Below are 15,473 nucleotides of genomic sequence, written 5' to 3' on the forward strand. Positions count from 1 at the left end.
GTACCGCACCGTCACGCCCCCGCGTTCACCGACACCATTCCAGCCCTATTCCCCTCCGGCGATCCACCGGTCGTGCCGATGGCGCCGGACATCTGTGGGGGCTCGGGTTCGGCCCGGTCACGCGCGGGCCGGATCCGCCGCAGCCGGTACATCGCGGCCGCGCAGCCGAGGGTGATCACCAGGGCCATCCAGCCGGGCATCGCGGAGACGGCCCCGTTCGGATCCCGATACCAGCGCGGCGAGTAGGCGACCAGGCCGAAACTGCTGCCGCGCAGCGCCACCACCAGGCCCGGCACGATCATCACCGCCAGCGCCACGACGGTGCTGCCCGCGGTCTCGGGTACAGCCACGCCGAAGCAGAACCCGACTATCAGTGCCGCGAGGGTCACCCCGAGCACTGGAATCACCGTGTGCTGGTGCGCCGCGTCGGCGGTGAGGGCAGCGAAGACGGCCAGTCCGCCGGTCGCGGCCAGCGCGATCCACGGGGAACGCCACCGTCGTCCGGCCGCCAGGCCCGCCACCACGGCGAGGATCGGGAGCGGCAGGCTCCAATCCGGCCGGGGCACCGCGATGATGGCGCTACCCGCATTGGCCGCGGCCACCGCCAGCAGGACGAGAGTGCCGTCACGTCCCGGCAGCAGCAGGGCTGCGACCATGGCCGCGGCGATGATGACGGCCGCGTTCACCCCGATCTGCGCGGGTGTGACCGCGTGCCGCACCAGCCATCCCGTGGACAGTGTGGTCGCGGTGACCAGCACCAGCACCAGCACGGACAGGGTCGGGCCGATCGCCAGATCGGTGTTCGACTCCTCGGTCGCGGGCTCGTCATGCTGCAGGGCGCCTCCGACGGCCAGCAGCAGGGCGGTCATCACGAGCAGCCACGCCGGCAGTGTTCCGACCGAAACCCATTGAATGATCGGATTGCCGCCCGAGGACGGCAGCGAGGTCTGGTCGGCGACCTCGATCGCGCCCAGCGCCCCGATCAGGTACGCGCCGGTCGCGATCGGCTTGCCGAGGACCGCGACCGCGAGCGCGCCGAGCAGGATGCCGCTGACGATGCAGTCGATGTAGCTCGCGGTGGCGAGGTTCTCGGCGGTGACCGCGGCCCGATTCCAGGCCTGGTCGGCCAGCAGCACGATCGCGCTCCCGCACGAGACGATCCACGCGATGCGCTGCCCGAGCGCGACCACCACCGCCGCGGACACCATCGCGAACGCCGCCCCCGCCGCGGCGGCCTGCGGCAAGTCCACTACCAGCAGATCCGTTTTCCACACCGCACCTTCGGAGCTTCCCCCGAGGTTGAGCGGGGCCATCATCAGCAGACACGCCACCGCCGCCCCGAGCAGAGCGGCCAGGGCCTCGACCCGGATCGCGACCCTGCGGACCACGAAGGGCGGATTATCGCTGCGGGTTTGTTGTGCCAGCGCGAACCTCACGCCCATCTCGTCACTATCTCCCTCGGTGATGCGCCGCCTTTCGAATGACAGCAATAGCAGCTATCTCTGAGCGAGGCTAACAGTTGCGCGCCATCCAGCCCAACCACCCACCAACAGGCCCTGACCTGATAAAACGACGCTCTGACGCGACTTTTCACGACAATCACATACGTGCCGGCGAGCGGGTTCGGCCACTCCCGATCGACGCAGTGATCCCCGCCTCGCATTCCGGCAGCCATCGCTGGATCGTGCGTACGGCTTCTTCGACCCGCAGGCCTGGAGCTATGCGATCGTCGCTGAGGCCGGCGGGTGTGCTGCTGCTATCGAACGCTCCAGGAAGGCGATCACGGCATACGGGTAGGCCACGAGTTCGGTCGCGGTCATCAGCTCCACACCGTCGACCAGGAACCGAAGCCGCAGTACCGCACCGAGATTCGCGTACAGCCACACGCGGCGAGAGCCACGCCGCCCTTCCCTGATCCGGTCGCGCTGACCGAACCGGCCGGCGCGGACGCTGTCTATCAGTCCTTCATTCGCCGGTAGGTGAGTAGGGATCGGAGCAGACCGCTGAACGCGTAGCCGGCGGCCCACACTGAAATCACAACGAGGACAACGAACATCGGTAGCCAGCTGCTCTTCTGATGATCGACGCTCCACCAGACCACCGTAAAAAGAATCGCGCAGATGAATAGCAGGATGTCGCGCAAGCCGCCGCGATAGGAGACGGCCGCCCTCCGCAGTGGCCGATATCGATTGACGGTCGCGACCAAATCGTCGATGCGACCATCGATGCTCAGCTGCAGTGCGGCACGCCGCTCCACCGCCTCCGGAGGCATACGGTCCAGCAGTTCCATATCCTGCTTGATCGTTTTGCGGACATCCGGGCCCTTCAGATATCCCGCGGCCGCACCGAGAGCCAATCCACCAGCGATGGGCGCGATCCCCACGGCAAGGTCAACCAATCCAGGCATGCTTCCGTCTCCTCAGCCACCCCAGCAACATCGCGGCAAGAGCATTGCCCAGATCATATGCCCGGTCCCACGAATGAAGACCTTGGCCCTACCAGACTCGGGCCGATTACAGCTACCCTTAACTATCGGCCTTTTCCGAACGCCAGGGAAAGGACGTCGCTTCGGTCCCAGCACCACGGACCGGAGCTGCCAGGTCGACGGTCGTGCCAGTGCCTGGCGCCGGGCCATTACATACAGCGTCTGGTTCGGCAATGTGTTGTGTCCATCGCCCGCGATGCAGGACGATGACAACTGGTCGGGGTTGAGAACGAACAAAGCGCGTCATGGGCCGCATCCGAGGGCGGCGAATCCAGCGACAACAGTCAGACCACTTCCTGCTATCGCAGATTCCGCCACTCGATCACAGTGAGCAGCGCGACGGCAATCATCCGAGATTGCCCGGCTGCACTGGACGCGCATCAAACCAGTCAGTCGATATCGAGCGAGGAACAGACATGTCCAGCACAATGATCAAACTCGTGGCCGCAACCGCAATTGCCTTGCCACTGGGCGTTATCGCAGCTCCGATGGCTTCCGCCGACTCCATCGCGACGGCACCCGCGAGTTCGACATCGATCGCGGTGACTCCTGTCGATGGATCAATTGCCCTCTGCTTCCCCCTGGGCAGTGTGGTCTGGTGCATCTGAGATCACGGTCTACCGTCTATCTATAGGGAGGGGCTGACAGAAAACTATGACGTCCCCGGCCTTCCCTGGGGTTGGGGGCTTCGATCCTTCAGCGGCCATGGAACGAGTGCAGTGGTGCCCCGCTGTCGTTAGCCTGACTCGATAACAGCAGCCCGGTATGACCACCTACGCCACAACCACCATCCGCCGCAGCGTCACGGGTCAGCCGAAACTCGCGCACGAGACCACGGACCCACCGGTCGGTCGATGCGAGCGCTCGGCCCGACCTGGGGGCCGAGCATGGCTGAAGCGCGCTGACCTGCACACTCAGCGAACACTGTCACATACCGCGCTGACCGAACCGGCCGGCGCGGGGGCTGTCGGCAGGGAACCTGGTGCGGTGCAGAACGCATGCTCATGCCGACGAGCGGCCGTAGAGCTGAGCGACGCTGCGGCGGATTATTACGCGCCTGCGCCATTCACGGTTCGTCTGCGAGATGACTGCGCGGACGGCCGGGCGACAGGAGGCTGTCCACGACGTCGGCCAGACGCTGGTAGTCGGTACGGCGCTCGCCAACGATGAAATCGTTCGGACGCTCGCGTGCCAGGCGTGCGTAGCGGTCCTGGAAGTCCGCCATCGCGTCGTAGACGTTTCCCTCGATCTCGGCATGGATTCTCAGAACAGCCCGACCCATCTGCCTGGTCAAGATGAGTTCGTCGATCGGTGTTTCGTCGAGGGGTACGGGATTGGGTTTGCTGAGCCGAACCAGCACCGGCTCGACCGACTGCAGCAGACACCAGTCGAAGCGGGCACGGTAGGGACGTCTGCGCCCGGACTCCGGGTCGACCGCCTCGAAGTCGATTCGGTTCCCGATCGAGCCAAGGTCGATGTCTTCATCGAACGGCCCCAGGCTGGAACCCAGAAACTCCTCCTTCGTGCACGACCAAGGGATCAAATCTTCAATCGAATCCAACTGCGGCACAGGCACTCCCGGCTTACGAAGCATTCGATGGAAGAGATGACGAGGCCCCATCGCCCTGAACTCGAACTGCATGCCAGGCCAGAACGGCAAATCCCACCGCGCCGAGCGAATCTCCCCCTCGCCGCAACGTTCGATGCCTTCCGAATCCGGTGCGCCCCAAGCAGTTATATATTCAGCGATCGTCGTGAAGTTGTTCGTGGCGTCACCAAACCACCACCGCGCCTGCGCGACCGCAGTGTCGGCGCTGGTCGCACCGATTCGATCAAGCAGTCCTGAGGCCTGCTTCGGGGCGCTCTCGCACATCGGGTGAAGCATCGACAATTGGAAGTCACGCAGTGTCGTCACAGGCTCGCCGCCCATCTTGCCCTCCCCATCGGCGCGATCGGAATCGAACATACCAGCGCGCGGAAACAGGCTGCTCGAACCGATCAGGCAGGCGGACTGCACGCTATTGCCGCTTACGGGGCGGCTCGGACAGGCCGAGCCGCGGGCCGGTGGCCGGATCCCGGTGCGGTGCAGAACGTCCGCTGCTACCGAATTGAGTGCCGAATGCCGGATGGGCCCCGTCGTGCAATCCCACGAGAATGAGCGATCGTGCGCTCGCTGACGATGCGGGCCTACTCGGAGTCGGTTGCCGTCGCGCCTTCCTGGCTCCCGAAGTCTTCGAGTGCAACAAGACCATCGGTGTTGACTGTGCCCACTACGCCGATCGGGCCAGGCGTGCTTGCGACGCCGCCCGCTTCGCCAGCTCGCGCGTCTTCGGCGAAGTCTTCCCATGTGACGGGTCTGCCACCGGGAACGATTGGGTCGCTCTCCCAGTCATGGTCAGGATCGTCGAACGGATCGGTCCCCTCTTCGACCTCACCGGCGGCAGTTGCGGCCGATCGCGTCCGGTTCACGCCCGGTCCCGGATTATGAGAGAGCTCTGTGGCAGCGCTGATGAAGCGGACAGAAATGGTCGGTTTGCGTGCGGCGTCGGTGTTCTTCGGTGGATCTCGCCCGTACCGTCGGGGACCGTGCAGCGTTGCCGCCTGAGTGGCTGCCATGTTGCGCGACAGGCTGTTTCGGGCGAACAGGGGGAGACAGTTGTCTGCAATTGACCACGCACGAAAGTTCCGTCGCCGAGGAGTGCGCCGTTCTGCGCATCACATTGCGCCTAGTCATGCCCGAATCCGTTTGCGCTGCCGAATGTTCAACTCGGAGAACCGACATCGCGCTGATGGCAAACAAGGTCGCATGTAGGACTACTCGGTTCAGCATCGCGCTCATCGCATCGCACCCTAGCCTCGCCCTCGCACCGAATCTCGAAGCCTGTAGACGCTCGGGCTGAGCCATGGAAGCTGCGCGCGGGGCCAGACAAGTAGGAGATTTGTGTGTTCACCCGATTGGGAGACGTGGTCTATCGGTTCCGCTGGGTCGTCATCGGGGTCGTCGTGGGTGCCCTGCTCGCTCTCGGTGTCTATGGCCTGGGACTGGATGATCATCTCAGCCCCGGCGGATTGGACGATCCGACCTCGCCTTCGTCGCAGGCCGCGCAACTCAAGGACCGCACGTACGGGCGCAGCCATCTCTCCGATGTCCTGGTCCTCTACACCGCTCCTGACGGTGTCAGTATCGACGATCCGACGTTCAGCCAGAGAGTTGTCGAGAACCTCAACCGCCTACCGCGGGAGCACCCCGACCAGATCAGCAAGGTCAACGCGGCGTATTGGAAGACCGACACCGGCGAGTACGCGCCGAAGCTCATGGGCTCGCCGGATAAACGGCACGCCTTCGCCGCGATCGCCATCGCCGGTGATGACGACACGACCACCATGCGCCACTTCCGAGAAGTAAAGAACGCCTTCGCTATCGATGGCGTCACCGTGCAGGTCACCGGTCTGCAGCCCATCGGGGGCGCGCTGTTCGACACGATGGCCCAAGACCAGCGCCGGATGGAAGTCCTGGCGTTGCCCGCGGTGGCGATCCTGCTGTTCGTCATCTTCGGCGGCATCGTTGCCGCGTCGCTGCCGCTGATCGTCGGCGGCCTCACCATCGTCGGCGCCACCGGCATCGTGATGGCGATAACCAAGTTCGCCGACGTGAACTCCTTTGTCAGCGCCGTCGTTTCGATGATCGGTTTCGGGCTGGCGATCGACTACGGGCTGTTCATCGTCAGCCGCTTCCGGGAGGAACTCGCCGACGGCTATGACACCCGCGCCGCGGTGCGTCGCACCGTGATGACCGCCGGGCGCACGGTGGCGTCGTCGGCCACGATGATCATCGCGGCCAGTTCGGGCATGCTCTTGTTCCCCCAGGGCTTTCTGAAGTCGGTGGCCTACGGGACCATGGCGGCCGTGCTGCTGGCAGCACTCACCGCGATCACCTTGTTGCCCGCCATGCTGTCGGTACTTGGCCCGCGCGTGGACAAATGGGGCTGGAAACGACTGCGCAAGACCAAGACCGCCCACGAGATCGAGACCGGCTTCTGGGGTCGGCTCACTACCTGGGTGATGCGTCATCCCCTGAAAGTCATGCTCCCGCTGACGATCCTGCTGTTGCTTCTGATCATCCCGGTCAAGAATCTGGCCTTCGGCGGACTCGACGAAACCTACCTGCCGCCGGACAACCCGACCCGCGTTGCGCAAGCCGACTTCGACCGGTACTTCCCCCTGCGCAAAGCCGATCCGATCGAGCTGGTCATCGTCACCGACAACCCGAGCAACGTCGGCCCGATCATCTCCCAAGCCAACCAGGCACCCGGGCTCGCGCCACGCGCCGCCTTCGCCATCGACCAAACCCCACCCAAGGGCACCAACGTCTGGACCACCTCCGCGGCGATCACCGACAGCAACAACGCCGGCGCGACCATCGACTACCTGCGGTCGATGGAAGTGCCCGACGACGTACAGGTCCTCGTGGGTGGCCAGCCCGCCATCCAACAGGACAGTGTCGACACACTGGTGTCCCGCCTGCCGTGGATGATCCTGCTGGTCGTTTCCGTCACGATGCTGTTGATGTTCTTGACCTTCGGTTCTGTTGTGCTGCCGATCAAGGCCGCACTGATGAGCGCACTGGGTCTCGGCTCCACGCTGGGCATCCTGACCTGGATATTCATCGACGGCCACGGCGCATCGCTGCTCAATTTCACCGCGCAACCGATCACCTCACCGGTGCTCGTGCTGATCATCGCGATCATCTACGGCCTGTCGATCGACTACGAGGTATTCCTGCTCTCCCGGATGGTCGAAGCCCGCACCCGCGGCGCGAGCACCACCGAAGCCGTCCGCATCGGCACCGCGCAGACCGGACGCATCATCACCGCGGCCGCGCTCATCCTGCTCGTCGTGACCGGCGCGTTCGCGTTCTCCGACTTGGTGATGATGCAGTACATCGCCTTCGGCATGGTCTCGGCCCTGTTCATCGACGCCACCGTGCTGCGCATGCTGCTGGTGCCGGCCACCATGAAACTGCTCGGCGACGACTGCTGGTGGGCGCCGGCGTGGATGAAGAAGATTCAACAGCGGATCGGTCTCGGCGAACCGATCCTCGACGACGAGCTCCCCGGTGGCGGCGAAATGATCGACCTGGTCAAAACCACCCTGATCACCGACCCGGTCACCGAGCAGATAGCACTCCTGCCCGATGGCACACCTGCTACCAGGCCACGATCGTCACTGAGAGTCCGTCCTCGCAGAATCGACAGCGAGGCACCCACCGAACGCCTCAACGAGGCCACCACACCCATTCCGAGGAGCACGACACCGGGCACTCCTGCCCCGAGAAATTCCTGAGGAAAGGGCCAAATATGTCCCGATTCGATAGGTCAACGGTCAAGGTACCCGAAAAGCTGGGCATCCCATACACATCCGTCAGCCCGGCCCAACTCCCGAAACGACGGAGCCCGCCCGGCGACCGGACCGGACTCGAACATCGATGTCACCTTCGCCGCTGACGACCTCGTGCTCCGGCTAGCCGCCCTCGCCTACCTCGCCCGCTTCTCCGCTGTATCGCGCATCCACACCAAATCCGATCTGCGCCTGTACTTCTACTGGTGCACCGACCAGCAGATCACCCGCGCTAGCGCGGACCGCGGTCGAACACTACATGCGGTGGATGCAGGAGATCCGCCGCTTCAAACCCGCCACCGTCGCCCGCCGGACTTCGCCCTGGTCGCAATGCTCGGGCTGCGGATCAGCGAAGCCTGCCGCTGCGACATCGACGACCTCGGCGAGGAACACGGCCACCGCGTCCAGCGCACCATCGGCAAAGGCACGAAGATCGCGCTCGTGCCGCTACCTCCCGCAGTCGGGCGACCATCGACCGTGCCGTTGAGAACCGGGTTCGCGGGCCCGATCCTGCTGAACTCGCGTGGCCGGCACGGACCGTCATGCGCGACCCGGCATCTGCGGCGCCTGGCCGAACGCTCGGTGGTGCGGCTAGCGATTTCACTGCTCATGAACCGAGCCGCTCGACGCTGAACCAGATCAGTCTCGGGGCGAGACGGGCTCGAAGGTGATGGGTATGCCGTCGTCGGGATCCAGAGAATAGCCTTGGTCTTCGGATTCGACGTCGACCGGCTGGTTCGCGGGGAGCACGGTTACCAGCCGACGCGGCCGAGGCAGATAACCGGTTTCCAGTGGCTGGTCGAAGGTGTCGACGGAAAGTACACGGACGATGGTCGGTGGAATGCCGATACGACAGATATCGCCCGGATTCAGTTGCGCAGGAGCCGGTTCGGTGCTGAAAAGTTCGCGTTCCCAGTCGTAGGACGAGGGATCAATCGTGATTGCCACACATCCGTTCCAGCTCGCACCCTGTGCCAGGGGATCCACGGTCCACCAAGGCCACTCGACTACGAGGTAGGTCGATGACTTCTCGACAACTCGGGCAGGGGTGGCGGGGCATGAGATCTGGAGCAGGTCACCGACGTGAAGGTCCATGTGCGCGTCACCTCCTCCCGTTCTCTGCACGGTAATCCAAGATCAGGAAGTATCGGGTCAAACACCGAGCTCGTCGCACAGATCGACGTACCGGTCGAGGTAGTCGGGCGTCGATCTATGAGCCGCCAGGCCGACCGTGTCGAACTCATCCGATCCAGCCGTAGCGCTGATGCCCAGCGCACGCAACGCCGTGTTGATGGTGTTCACCGACCGAACCGGACCACCGCCAACCGATACCGCTGCCCACTGGTCTCCGACGCCGCCGAAGTAGTCCGTGAGCACCACAGCGAATGCCGGGTCGGGTCGGGTCGCCAATTCAGCCGCAATCGTCGTCACGACACCCTCACGAGGGAACAGCCCTGGCGCGTCGGAAGGGAGTTCGATGTAGCTCGAAATCCCCAGCCGTGCTTGCCAATACGCAGTGTAGTAGTGGGTCACATGCAGTAGCGTGAGATCGCATCGCAGCGATACCGGCATCAGGTCCCATCGGTCCGCTGCTTCAGCACTGACAGGGCAGGGCAAGATCATCGCGGTGATGGCGTGCGGCACGCCAGAACCCTATCGCGCCACCTACAGCGACCACCATTCCGTTGCGAGAGGCAGCGGCTCCGCCTGGAACATCCGCTATTGCCGCTACCGCGCGGTCCGAATCAGCCAGACCGGACCTGCCGAAGATCAACTGCCCGTGTTCATCCGAGGAAGCCCGAACACACACGCGCGTCCTGCGCTGACCAATCCCACGCTCGTCTGTTTGCTTGCCAGTTCAAGCAGACGGAATGGAAGGATCGCGGCCATCGAGCACCTCGATCCCAGTTACCGATCTTCCTGCGGGGTCGAAATTCAGCAATACGATGGGTTCGCCATCGCGTTCCAGCTCCCGGCACACATCCGCTCATGGCGTGGCGCGCTCTTCGACCGGCCGGCCCGCGGTCGCCCGGACGCACCATCATGCCGAGGACCGATCGATGATCAGGTTGCCGAGGCGCTGTGATCTTAGGATGGCCCCTGGGCCTGGGATGGCCCGTGCCATCGAATCGATGAGGAGCCGGTTGTGTCGGACACGTTCGTTGTTGCTGCTCGAATTCCTATGAGGCGAGCCAAATTCGAGCGGTGGTTGGAGACACCGGCGCCGGGGCCGGAGGCCATGGAGCATCACGGTGCGATGTATGACGGGTGGTTCTGGGAAGGGAAGACACCGGATTGGCGGCAGGCCGAGCAGGGTGTCACGCCTCGGGAGTATTTCGCCGACTGTTTCGACGAGGACACCGGTGGACTGACTTATGTGCTGAGGTATCGGGAGGCAGCGCTCGAGGCGTATCTGATGCACTTCGGGTTCTGTGAGTCGAACATCTACACCGCGCTGGTGATGCTCGCCGCGGCAGGTCGGTTGAGCTCGGCGGTGACGCCGAGCGTGGTGTTGTTCTGGGCCGAGACCAGCGGGGCGATGTTCGCGGCCGATTCGGACGCATGGCTGGCAACTCTGTCGGTGGGCGTCGATGGGGCGCGCTTTGCCGCCGATATCGATCTCACGGAGACGGTCGCGCAGCTACGGACGGCGGAGGCGAGCTACTTCGACTTGCTCGTCCAGTTGGCCGAGGTGGAGGAATCGGTTGGCACCGAGGGCGAGTCGAGGTTCGCTGCGATCGCCCGCGATCCACGGTATGTGGATGCGGCGGTCCTCGTCGAGCGCTGAACGGGGCGCAGTGTCCTTGCATGGCACGAGGCACGATCGGGGTAAATGTACGACCCTGCGAACGCACCGACATGCCGCATGGCGCGCTGACCGAACCGGCCAGCGCGGGGCGCCGGCGGCCCGAACCTGGTGCGGTGCAGAACATCCGCTATTGCCGAGAAGCGCGAATTCACTTGAACGCGTGCTTCTCTGACCTGTGGGGCCGTTCCGTCGCAAGCCTCTGATCCGTTACTTCGTGATCGAACGGGCCGCGAGAATATTCAGCAGTGTGGTCACGAACGGCTCGGCCGAGCCGAGGTAGCCAGCGTGGTCGCCGGGAAACTCGACGAGTTCGGCGTTGATCGTCGGCGCGAACTCCAGGGCAGGCAGCGCGGGCCGGAACGCACGCGAGTCCGCACCGATGCCGAAGATCAATCGGTCGGCCGACTTGGCGAGCGCGGGCACATCCGGCTGGTAGCCGACGACGTCGAGCATTTCGTTGCCAAGAAAGAACGGCAGGTTGGCGTGCATGCGTGCGCGCATCTCCCCGATAGCGGGCGGCAGTTGCGTGGACTCGGCCGGCTGATTCTGCGCTGGCATGCCGATACCCGCGCCGAACTTCTGGAACGCGGCGTCGGTGTCCTCGCGCAGAAACGTGGCGTGGACGTCGGCGAAGAAGGCCGCGTGGTCGGCGGCGTCGGGCAGGACGGTGAACATCGGCGGCTCGTGCGCGAGGACCAGGCGCACCCGGTCCGGATACCGGCTGAGCAGGTCGAGCGCGGTGATAGCGCCGCCGCTGTTGCCGAACACGAACGGCGGCTCGTCGGTGAGCGCGTCGATGATCGCGAGCGCGTCATCCGCGCGTTCGCGCACCGGTTGCGACCCGGGGTCGTCGGTGGTCAGTGTGCTGCGCGAGTTGCCGCGCGCGTCGTAGGTGATGACCGTGTAGCGCTGTGCGAGCGGCGCGGCGACGAACTGGAACACGTCGCCGTCGCCCGTGTTGCCGTGCAACAGGACGAGCGGCGGGCCGTCGCCGCGAACCTCATAGCGCAGACGGGCACCAGGCACATCTAGAAAACCGGTCGTACCAAACAAGATTCGCTCCCCCAAGGTTGTTGATATTGCTAGAGCCACACTAGCCTCGGGGCCGCCCTCTGCCCCAGCCATTCCCCGGCTGCAGCGTTTCGCACAGGGAGTGCCCGTCGTGGCCGATGACGTGCCAGCGAGGAGCTTGGTGGCTAGCCCCAAGGCCGCGGTGCGCCGAGATTGGTAGCGCGAGCAGCAGCGGTTCTACTTTGCTGCTGAACGCACTATTCTGCCGCATACCGCGCTGACCGAAGAGGCCAGCGCGGGGGGCCCAGGATCAACGGGCCGAGCTGATGTGACGCCGGCCGAACGTCCGCAACTGCCGATTACAGCAGGATCGACCGCGATGGTTGGATCGGCTCAATGGAGGCACCTAGGGCCTGTCCTCAAAGCCATATGAGCAGGGTGGCCAGGTCGAGCATGCCTCGGTAGGAGGTTGCTGTCTTGTCGTAGCGGGTGGCGATCGCTCGGTACTGTTTGAGCCGGTTGAAGCAGCGTTCGACCACGTTGCGGCGTCGATAGGCGATCGGGTCGAACACCGGTGGACGGCCACCGTTTCTGCCTCGGCGACGACGGTTGGCCTGCTGGTCGATACGTTCGGGAATCGTCGCGGCAATACCGCGACCACGCAGGTGCTCGCGGATGGCGCGGGTGGAATAACCCTTGTCGGCCAGGACTCGCCGCGGCCGTGTCCAGGGCCGGCCTCGGCCAGGCCGCGGCATTCGGATACCGGCCAGCACCCGGGTAAACACGGTGCAGTCGTTGATGTTGCCCGCGGTCAGCACGACCGCCAGCGGGCGGCCCAGCCGATCGCAGGCCAGATGAATTTTCGTGGTCGGGCCACCGCGTGAGCGGCCGATGGCATGATCACCTGGTTCGGTGTGCCCTTCGCCGGATTGGTTGTCCCCCTGTGTGAACCACGCGTGCGCGCCCGCCGGCAGCGTGCTGGTGGGCACGCACGAGCGAGGAGTCCACCGATACCTCCCGGTCGAGTTCGTCGACCGCGTCGGCGATCACACGCACCTGCTCGACCAGCATGGCCAGGGTGCCGTTGCGGGTCCAGCGCCAGAACCGGTTGTAAACCGTCTGCCACGGCCCGTACCGGTCGGGCAGATCCCGCCAGGCCACACCGGTCTTGGCCTTGTACAGCATCGCGTTGATCACCCGCCGGTCATCCACGCGGGGGCGGCCTTTCGCTCCGGATACCGGCAGCAAGACCTCGATCGTCCGCCACTGCCGCTCGGTCAACTCGTGCCTGCGAACCACACGGGCAATCAAATCAGAACCGCTGCAGCAACTTTGCAGATCAGCAGAACTAGCTTTGAGGACACTACCTAGCGCAGTCCAAACGCTGAGATGTCCGGGCGATCATCGGAGACACCGATCCAGGCGTCCACATGAACGTCGGTTGGGTTAGGCGAGCCGAGGACAGCCCGCATGGCCGCGACGATGGCGTCTGCTGTCGCCTGAAACTCGAAATAGGGGGCTGGCCAACGTAGTGAGCGTTCCCAGACCTCGCCAACGTTAGCCTGGGCGGTCGATGCCATCCAGCCGTTGTCGTCTATCGCCCTCCGCTCACTTGCCGAGACGCCCAGTCCTGCAATACTTCCAGTCCCGGCCGTTATCCGACACTTGATGACGTCCCAATCCATGTCGATCATCACAACGGTCGTTTCGGCTGATCCGATATCCAGTACGCCGCTGCCTGGAAGGCGGGCCATCGTCAATGCAAGAGCGTCGGAGAACGCCTCCCAGGTCTGCGGTACGTCGGGCAGTTCGGTCAGGTCTTCGTTTTCGTCGTCCCGGAAGTCGTCCTCGTCTTCGTCGTCCTCGTGGGCCAGAAGTTCGTCCCACCATCGCTGGTAGATGGGGTTGGCGATTCTCAACGCCACCGACGACTCGCCGATTTCGAGAGTGAGAACTACACGTGCGCGAGTCCAACGAAGGCTGGGGCGAGGTCCTGGAAAAGTCTGGTCAGGCGCTCTCAACTCCGTAGTGAGGCGATCGGCGATTTCGGCGAACGTATCGATCAGCTGCCGACGACTGTCGGAATCGTTCGGATCGACCCGGTCGCTGACACGTACCAGTAGCTCCTTCACCTGCTGTTTCGGTGAATGACGACGCTCGAAGAACGCGGGTTCACAACACGCCCGGGCGACGGGAAACTCAATGTTCAAACCAGTGCGAAAGTCCATGTCCATGTCTGGGCCTGGTGACTGAGGCTCGATTCGGTCCCATCCGGCCGCGGCGCGGAATTTCTCGACATCGTCGGTACGCCATTTCCAAGTAAAGCCGAAGGCCAGGCTGGCGATTCGGACGGCCTCATCAATGTCGGCTTGCATGATCGGATGCTACTTCCGGTCTTCGGAGAGCCGTTGGGTCGCATCCACTCTCGGCTCACATCAATCGATGGATACCGCCGGTGGATGCTCGGGCGGCGATGAACGGGGACTGAGAGGTAGCTACAGGCAACGCACGCTCTTGCCGCATACCGCGCTGACCGAACCGGCCAGCGCGGGGCGGCGGAAGATCAACTGGCCGTTGCCATCCGAGTCGGGGCGAACGCACTGAACTAGCCGAGTGGCGTGCGTTTATCTCCCGCAGGAGCGCTGGCTAGTAGTGATACGTGAAGTAGCCCGAGGTCCACTCGTCCTTGTCGACTTCGTATCTGTCGATGTGAAAACAGTTAGGTTCGTCTCGGAAGCCCGGGAGGTTCTGCGCTTCGCGAATTCGCTCGTGTGCGCGCTGCTCGGTTGAGTAGATCCCCAAGAGTTTGACGTCGTCTCCGTCTTCCTCGTTCCAGAGGAGGTCTCCATCGTCGTCGACGTGTCGAATCGGAGACCCGTCCGACGGGCTCGCGTGATGGATGTGCTGTAGCAGATAGACGTCCACGACGCCGGAGCCTATACCCCGCACGTCGGCATATGAGGATCCGCTGATCCAGTGGTCGGTGGCGAAGCGGCCCCGAGCCAAAAGACATCCGCTCATGGCTCCCCTTTATGTCAAGGCGTTGCTGCGGGTGCGGGGTTAGCCTTGTTGGTGGCAGGTTCGGGATGTGGCTTTTCCGAAGGATCGGTGTGCGGGGTGAGGCCGGTCGCGCTGGATTGCAGAGTCGTTCCCGAGTGCCCTCCCGGGCTTGCCTTTTCGCGTTGTCGTTGGTCGGCGAGCATGCGGGCGTAGACGACGTTGGAAAGCCGGCGTTTGAGTGAGCGCATCGATTCCATCGAGGTCTTGCCTGCGGCTTTGCGGGTGTCGAAGTAGAGTCGGCCTCGGGTCGGATTGCGTAGCTGGACCACGGCCATGATGTGCAGGACACGGTTGATGCGCCGGTTCCCGGCGCGGGAGAGTCGATGCCGCTGCTGCTCGCCGGAGGAGGCGTCCAGGGGTGCGGTGCCGTTCCAGGAGGCGAACCTGTCCCGGTTGGCGAAGCGGTGAATATCGCCGGTGTCGGCGAGAAGCCTTGCGGCGCTGGAGGGTCCGATGCCGACCAAGTCCATCAATGTCGAGCCGCGGTCGACGATGAGTTGGCGCAACTCTTTGTCGGCGGCTTTGATCTTTCGGTCGATGGTGTCGAGTTCACCGATCAGCTCGACGGTCAGCCGGCGTCGGGCTTTGCCGAGCGGATCGCGTGGTTTGATCGTTGTGAGGTGCCTGATGTTCTTCGGACAGTGTCCCAATCTAGGATTGGGTGACTGAACGGAGTGGCTTGTGGCGCAGAGGAAATCGCGGAAGTTCAGC

The 15,473-nt window shown here is 64.1% G+C and carries 15 protein-coding genes and 1 pseudogene; 4 read left to right on the forward strand and 12 right to left on the reverse strand.

Going from position 1 to position 15,473, the window contains the following annotated elements; all coding sequences use genetic code 11:
• Positions 1-11: 11 nt before the first annotated feature.
• The 5 genes from ACFYTS_RS13255 to ACFYTS_RS13275 all read right to left on the reverse strand — a co-directional run bounded on the left by ACFYTS_RS13255 (position 12) and on the right by ACFYTS_RS13275 (position 5,101).
• Positions 12-1,442 (reverse strand): hypothetical protein, encoded by a 1,431-nt coding sequence (locus ACFYTS_RS13255; protein ID WP_387303747.1) that lies wholly within the window; start codon positions 1,440-1,442, stop codon positions 12-14.
• Positions 1,443-1,957: 515 nt separating this feature from the next.
• On the reverse strand, positions 1,958-2,407 hold the full coding sequence (locus ACFYTS_RS13260) for a hypothetical protein (protein ID WP_387303749.1): 450 nt from the start codon (positions 2,405-2,407) through the stop codon (positions 1,958-1,960).
• A 424-nt stretch (positions 2,408-2,831) separates the two neighbouring features.
• Positions 2,832-3,089 carry a hypothetical protein gene (locus ACFYTS_RS13265; RefSeq protein WP_387303752.1) on the reverse strand — a complete coding sequence of 86 codons (258 nt, stop codon included), beginning with the start codon at positions 3,087-3,089 and terminating at the stop codon, positions 2,832-2,834.
• A gap of 462 nt (positions 3,090-3,551) precedes the next feature.
• The gene (locus tag ACFYTS_RS13270; protein WP_387303754.1) at positions 3,552-4,502 is read right to left on the reverse strand and encodes a hypothetical protein; all 951 of its coding nucleotides are present in this window, start codon (positions 4,500-4,502) and stop codon (positions 3,552-3,554) included.
• Between the two features lie 170 nt (positions 4,503-4,672).
• A complete protein-coding gene (locus ACFYTS_RS13275; protein WP_387303757.1) occupies positions 4,673-5,101 on the reverse strand; it encodes a hypothetical protein in 429 nt (142 codons plus the stop codon).
• Positions 5,102-5,428: 327 nt separating this feature from the next.
• On the opposite strand from ACFYTS_RS13275, the gene ACFYTS_RS13280 reads away from it, so the two are divergent.
• Entirely contained in the window at positions 5,429-7,828 is a 2,400-nt protein-coding gene (locus tag ACFYTS_RS13280) for an MMPL family transporter (protein ID WP_387303760.1), read from the forward strand.
• Positions 7,829-8,212: 384 nt separating this feature from the next.
• Positions 8,213-8,515, forward strand: coding sequence for a hypothetical protein (locus ACFYTS_RS13285; protein WP_387303763.1), 303 nt, complete (start codon positions 8,213-8,215; stop codon positions 8,513-8,515).
• Between the two features lie 6 nt (positions 8,516-8,521).
• Here ACFYTS_RS13285 and ACFYTS_RS13290 read toward each other — a convergent pair whose 3' ends face one another.
• Positions 8,522-8,977 (reverse strand): hypothetical protein, encoded by a 456-nt coding sequence (locus tag ACFYTS_RS13290; protein WP_387303766.1) that lies wholly within the window; start codon positions 8,975-8,977, stop codon positions 8,522-8,524.
• 57 nt (positions 8,978-9,034) lie between these two features.
• Positions 9,035-9,526 carry a hypothetical protein gene (locus tag ACFYTS_RS13295; protein WP_387303769.1) on the reverse strand — a complete coding sequence of 164 codons (492 nt, stop codon included), beginning with the start codon at positions 9,524-9,526 and terminating at the stop codon, positions 9,035-9,037.
• Here ACFYTS_RS13295 and ACFYTS_RS13300 point away from each other — a divergent pair.
• On the forward strand, positions 9,513-9,968 hold the full coding sequence (locus ACFYTS_RS13300) for a hypothetical protein (RefSeq protein WP_387303771.1): 456 nt from the start codon (positions 9,513-9,515) through the stop codon (positions 9,966-9,968). The two genes, ACFYTS_RS13295 and ACFYTS_RS13300, sit on opposite strands and share 14 nt — an antisense overlap.
• A gap of 60 nt (positions 9,969-10,028) precedes the next feature.
• Positions 10,029-10,670, forward strand: coding sequence for a hypothetical protein (locus tag ACFYTS_RS13305; RefSeq protein ID WP_387303773.1), 642 nt, complete (start codon positions 10,029-10,031; stop codon positions 10,668-10,670).
• A gap of 228 nt (positions 10,671-10,898) precedes the next feature.
• Here ACFYTS_RS13305 and ACFYTS_RS13310 read toward each other — a convergent pair whose 3' ends face one another.
• The 5 genes and pseudogenes from ACFYTS_RS13310 to ACFYTS_RS13330 all read right to left on the reverse strand — a co-directional run.
• Entirely contained in the window at positions 10,899-11,744 is an 846-nt protein-coding gene (locus tag ACFYTS_RS13310) for an alpha/beta fold hydrolase (protein WP_387303775.1), read from the reverse strand.
• 377 nt (positions 11,745-12,121) lie between these two features.
• A pseudogene (locus tag ACFYTS_RS13315) lies at positions 12,122-13,013 on the reverse strand (IS5 family transposase).
• 56 nt (positions 13,014-13,069) lie between these two features.
• Positions 13,070-14,077 (reverse strand): DUF6301 family protein, encoded by a 1,008-nt coding sequence (locus ACFYTS_RS13320; RefSeq protein WP_387303778.1) that lies wholly within the window; start codon positions 14,075-14,077, stop codon positions 13,070-13,072.
• 271 nt (positions 14,078-14,348) lie between these two features.
• The gene (locus tag ACFYTS_RS13325) at positions 14,349-14,627 is read right to left on the reverse strand and encodes a hypothetical protein (protein WP_387303781.1); all 279 of its coding nucleotides are present in this window, start codon (positions 14,625-14,627) and stop codon (positions 14,349-14,351) included.
• Between the two features lie 110 nt (positions 14,628-14,737).
• On the reverse strand, positions 14,738-15,473 hold a 736-nt coding region (locus ACFYTS_RS13330), incomplete at its 5' end, for a transposase (protein ID WP_387303783.1).

The organism is Nocardia sp. NPDC004151 (assembly GCF_042874235.1).
Taxonomy (GTDB): domain Bacteria; phylum Actinomycetota; class Actinomycetes; order Mycobacteriales; family Mycobacteriaceae; genus Nocardia.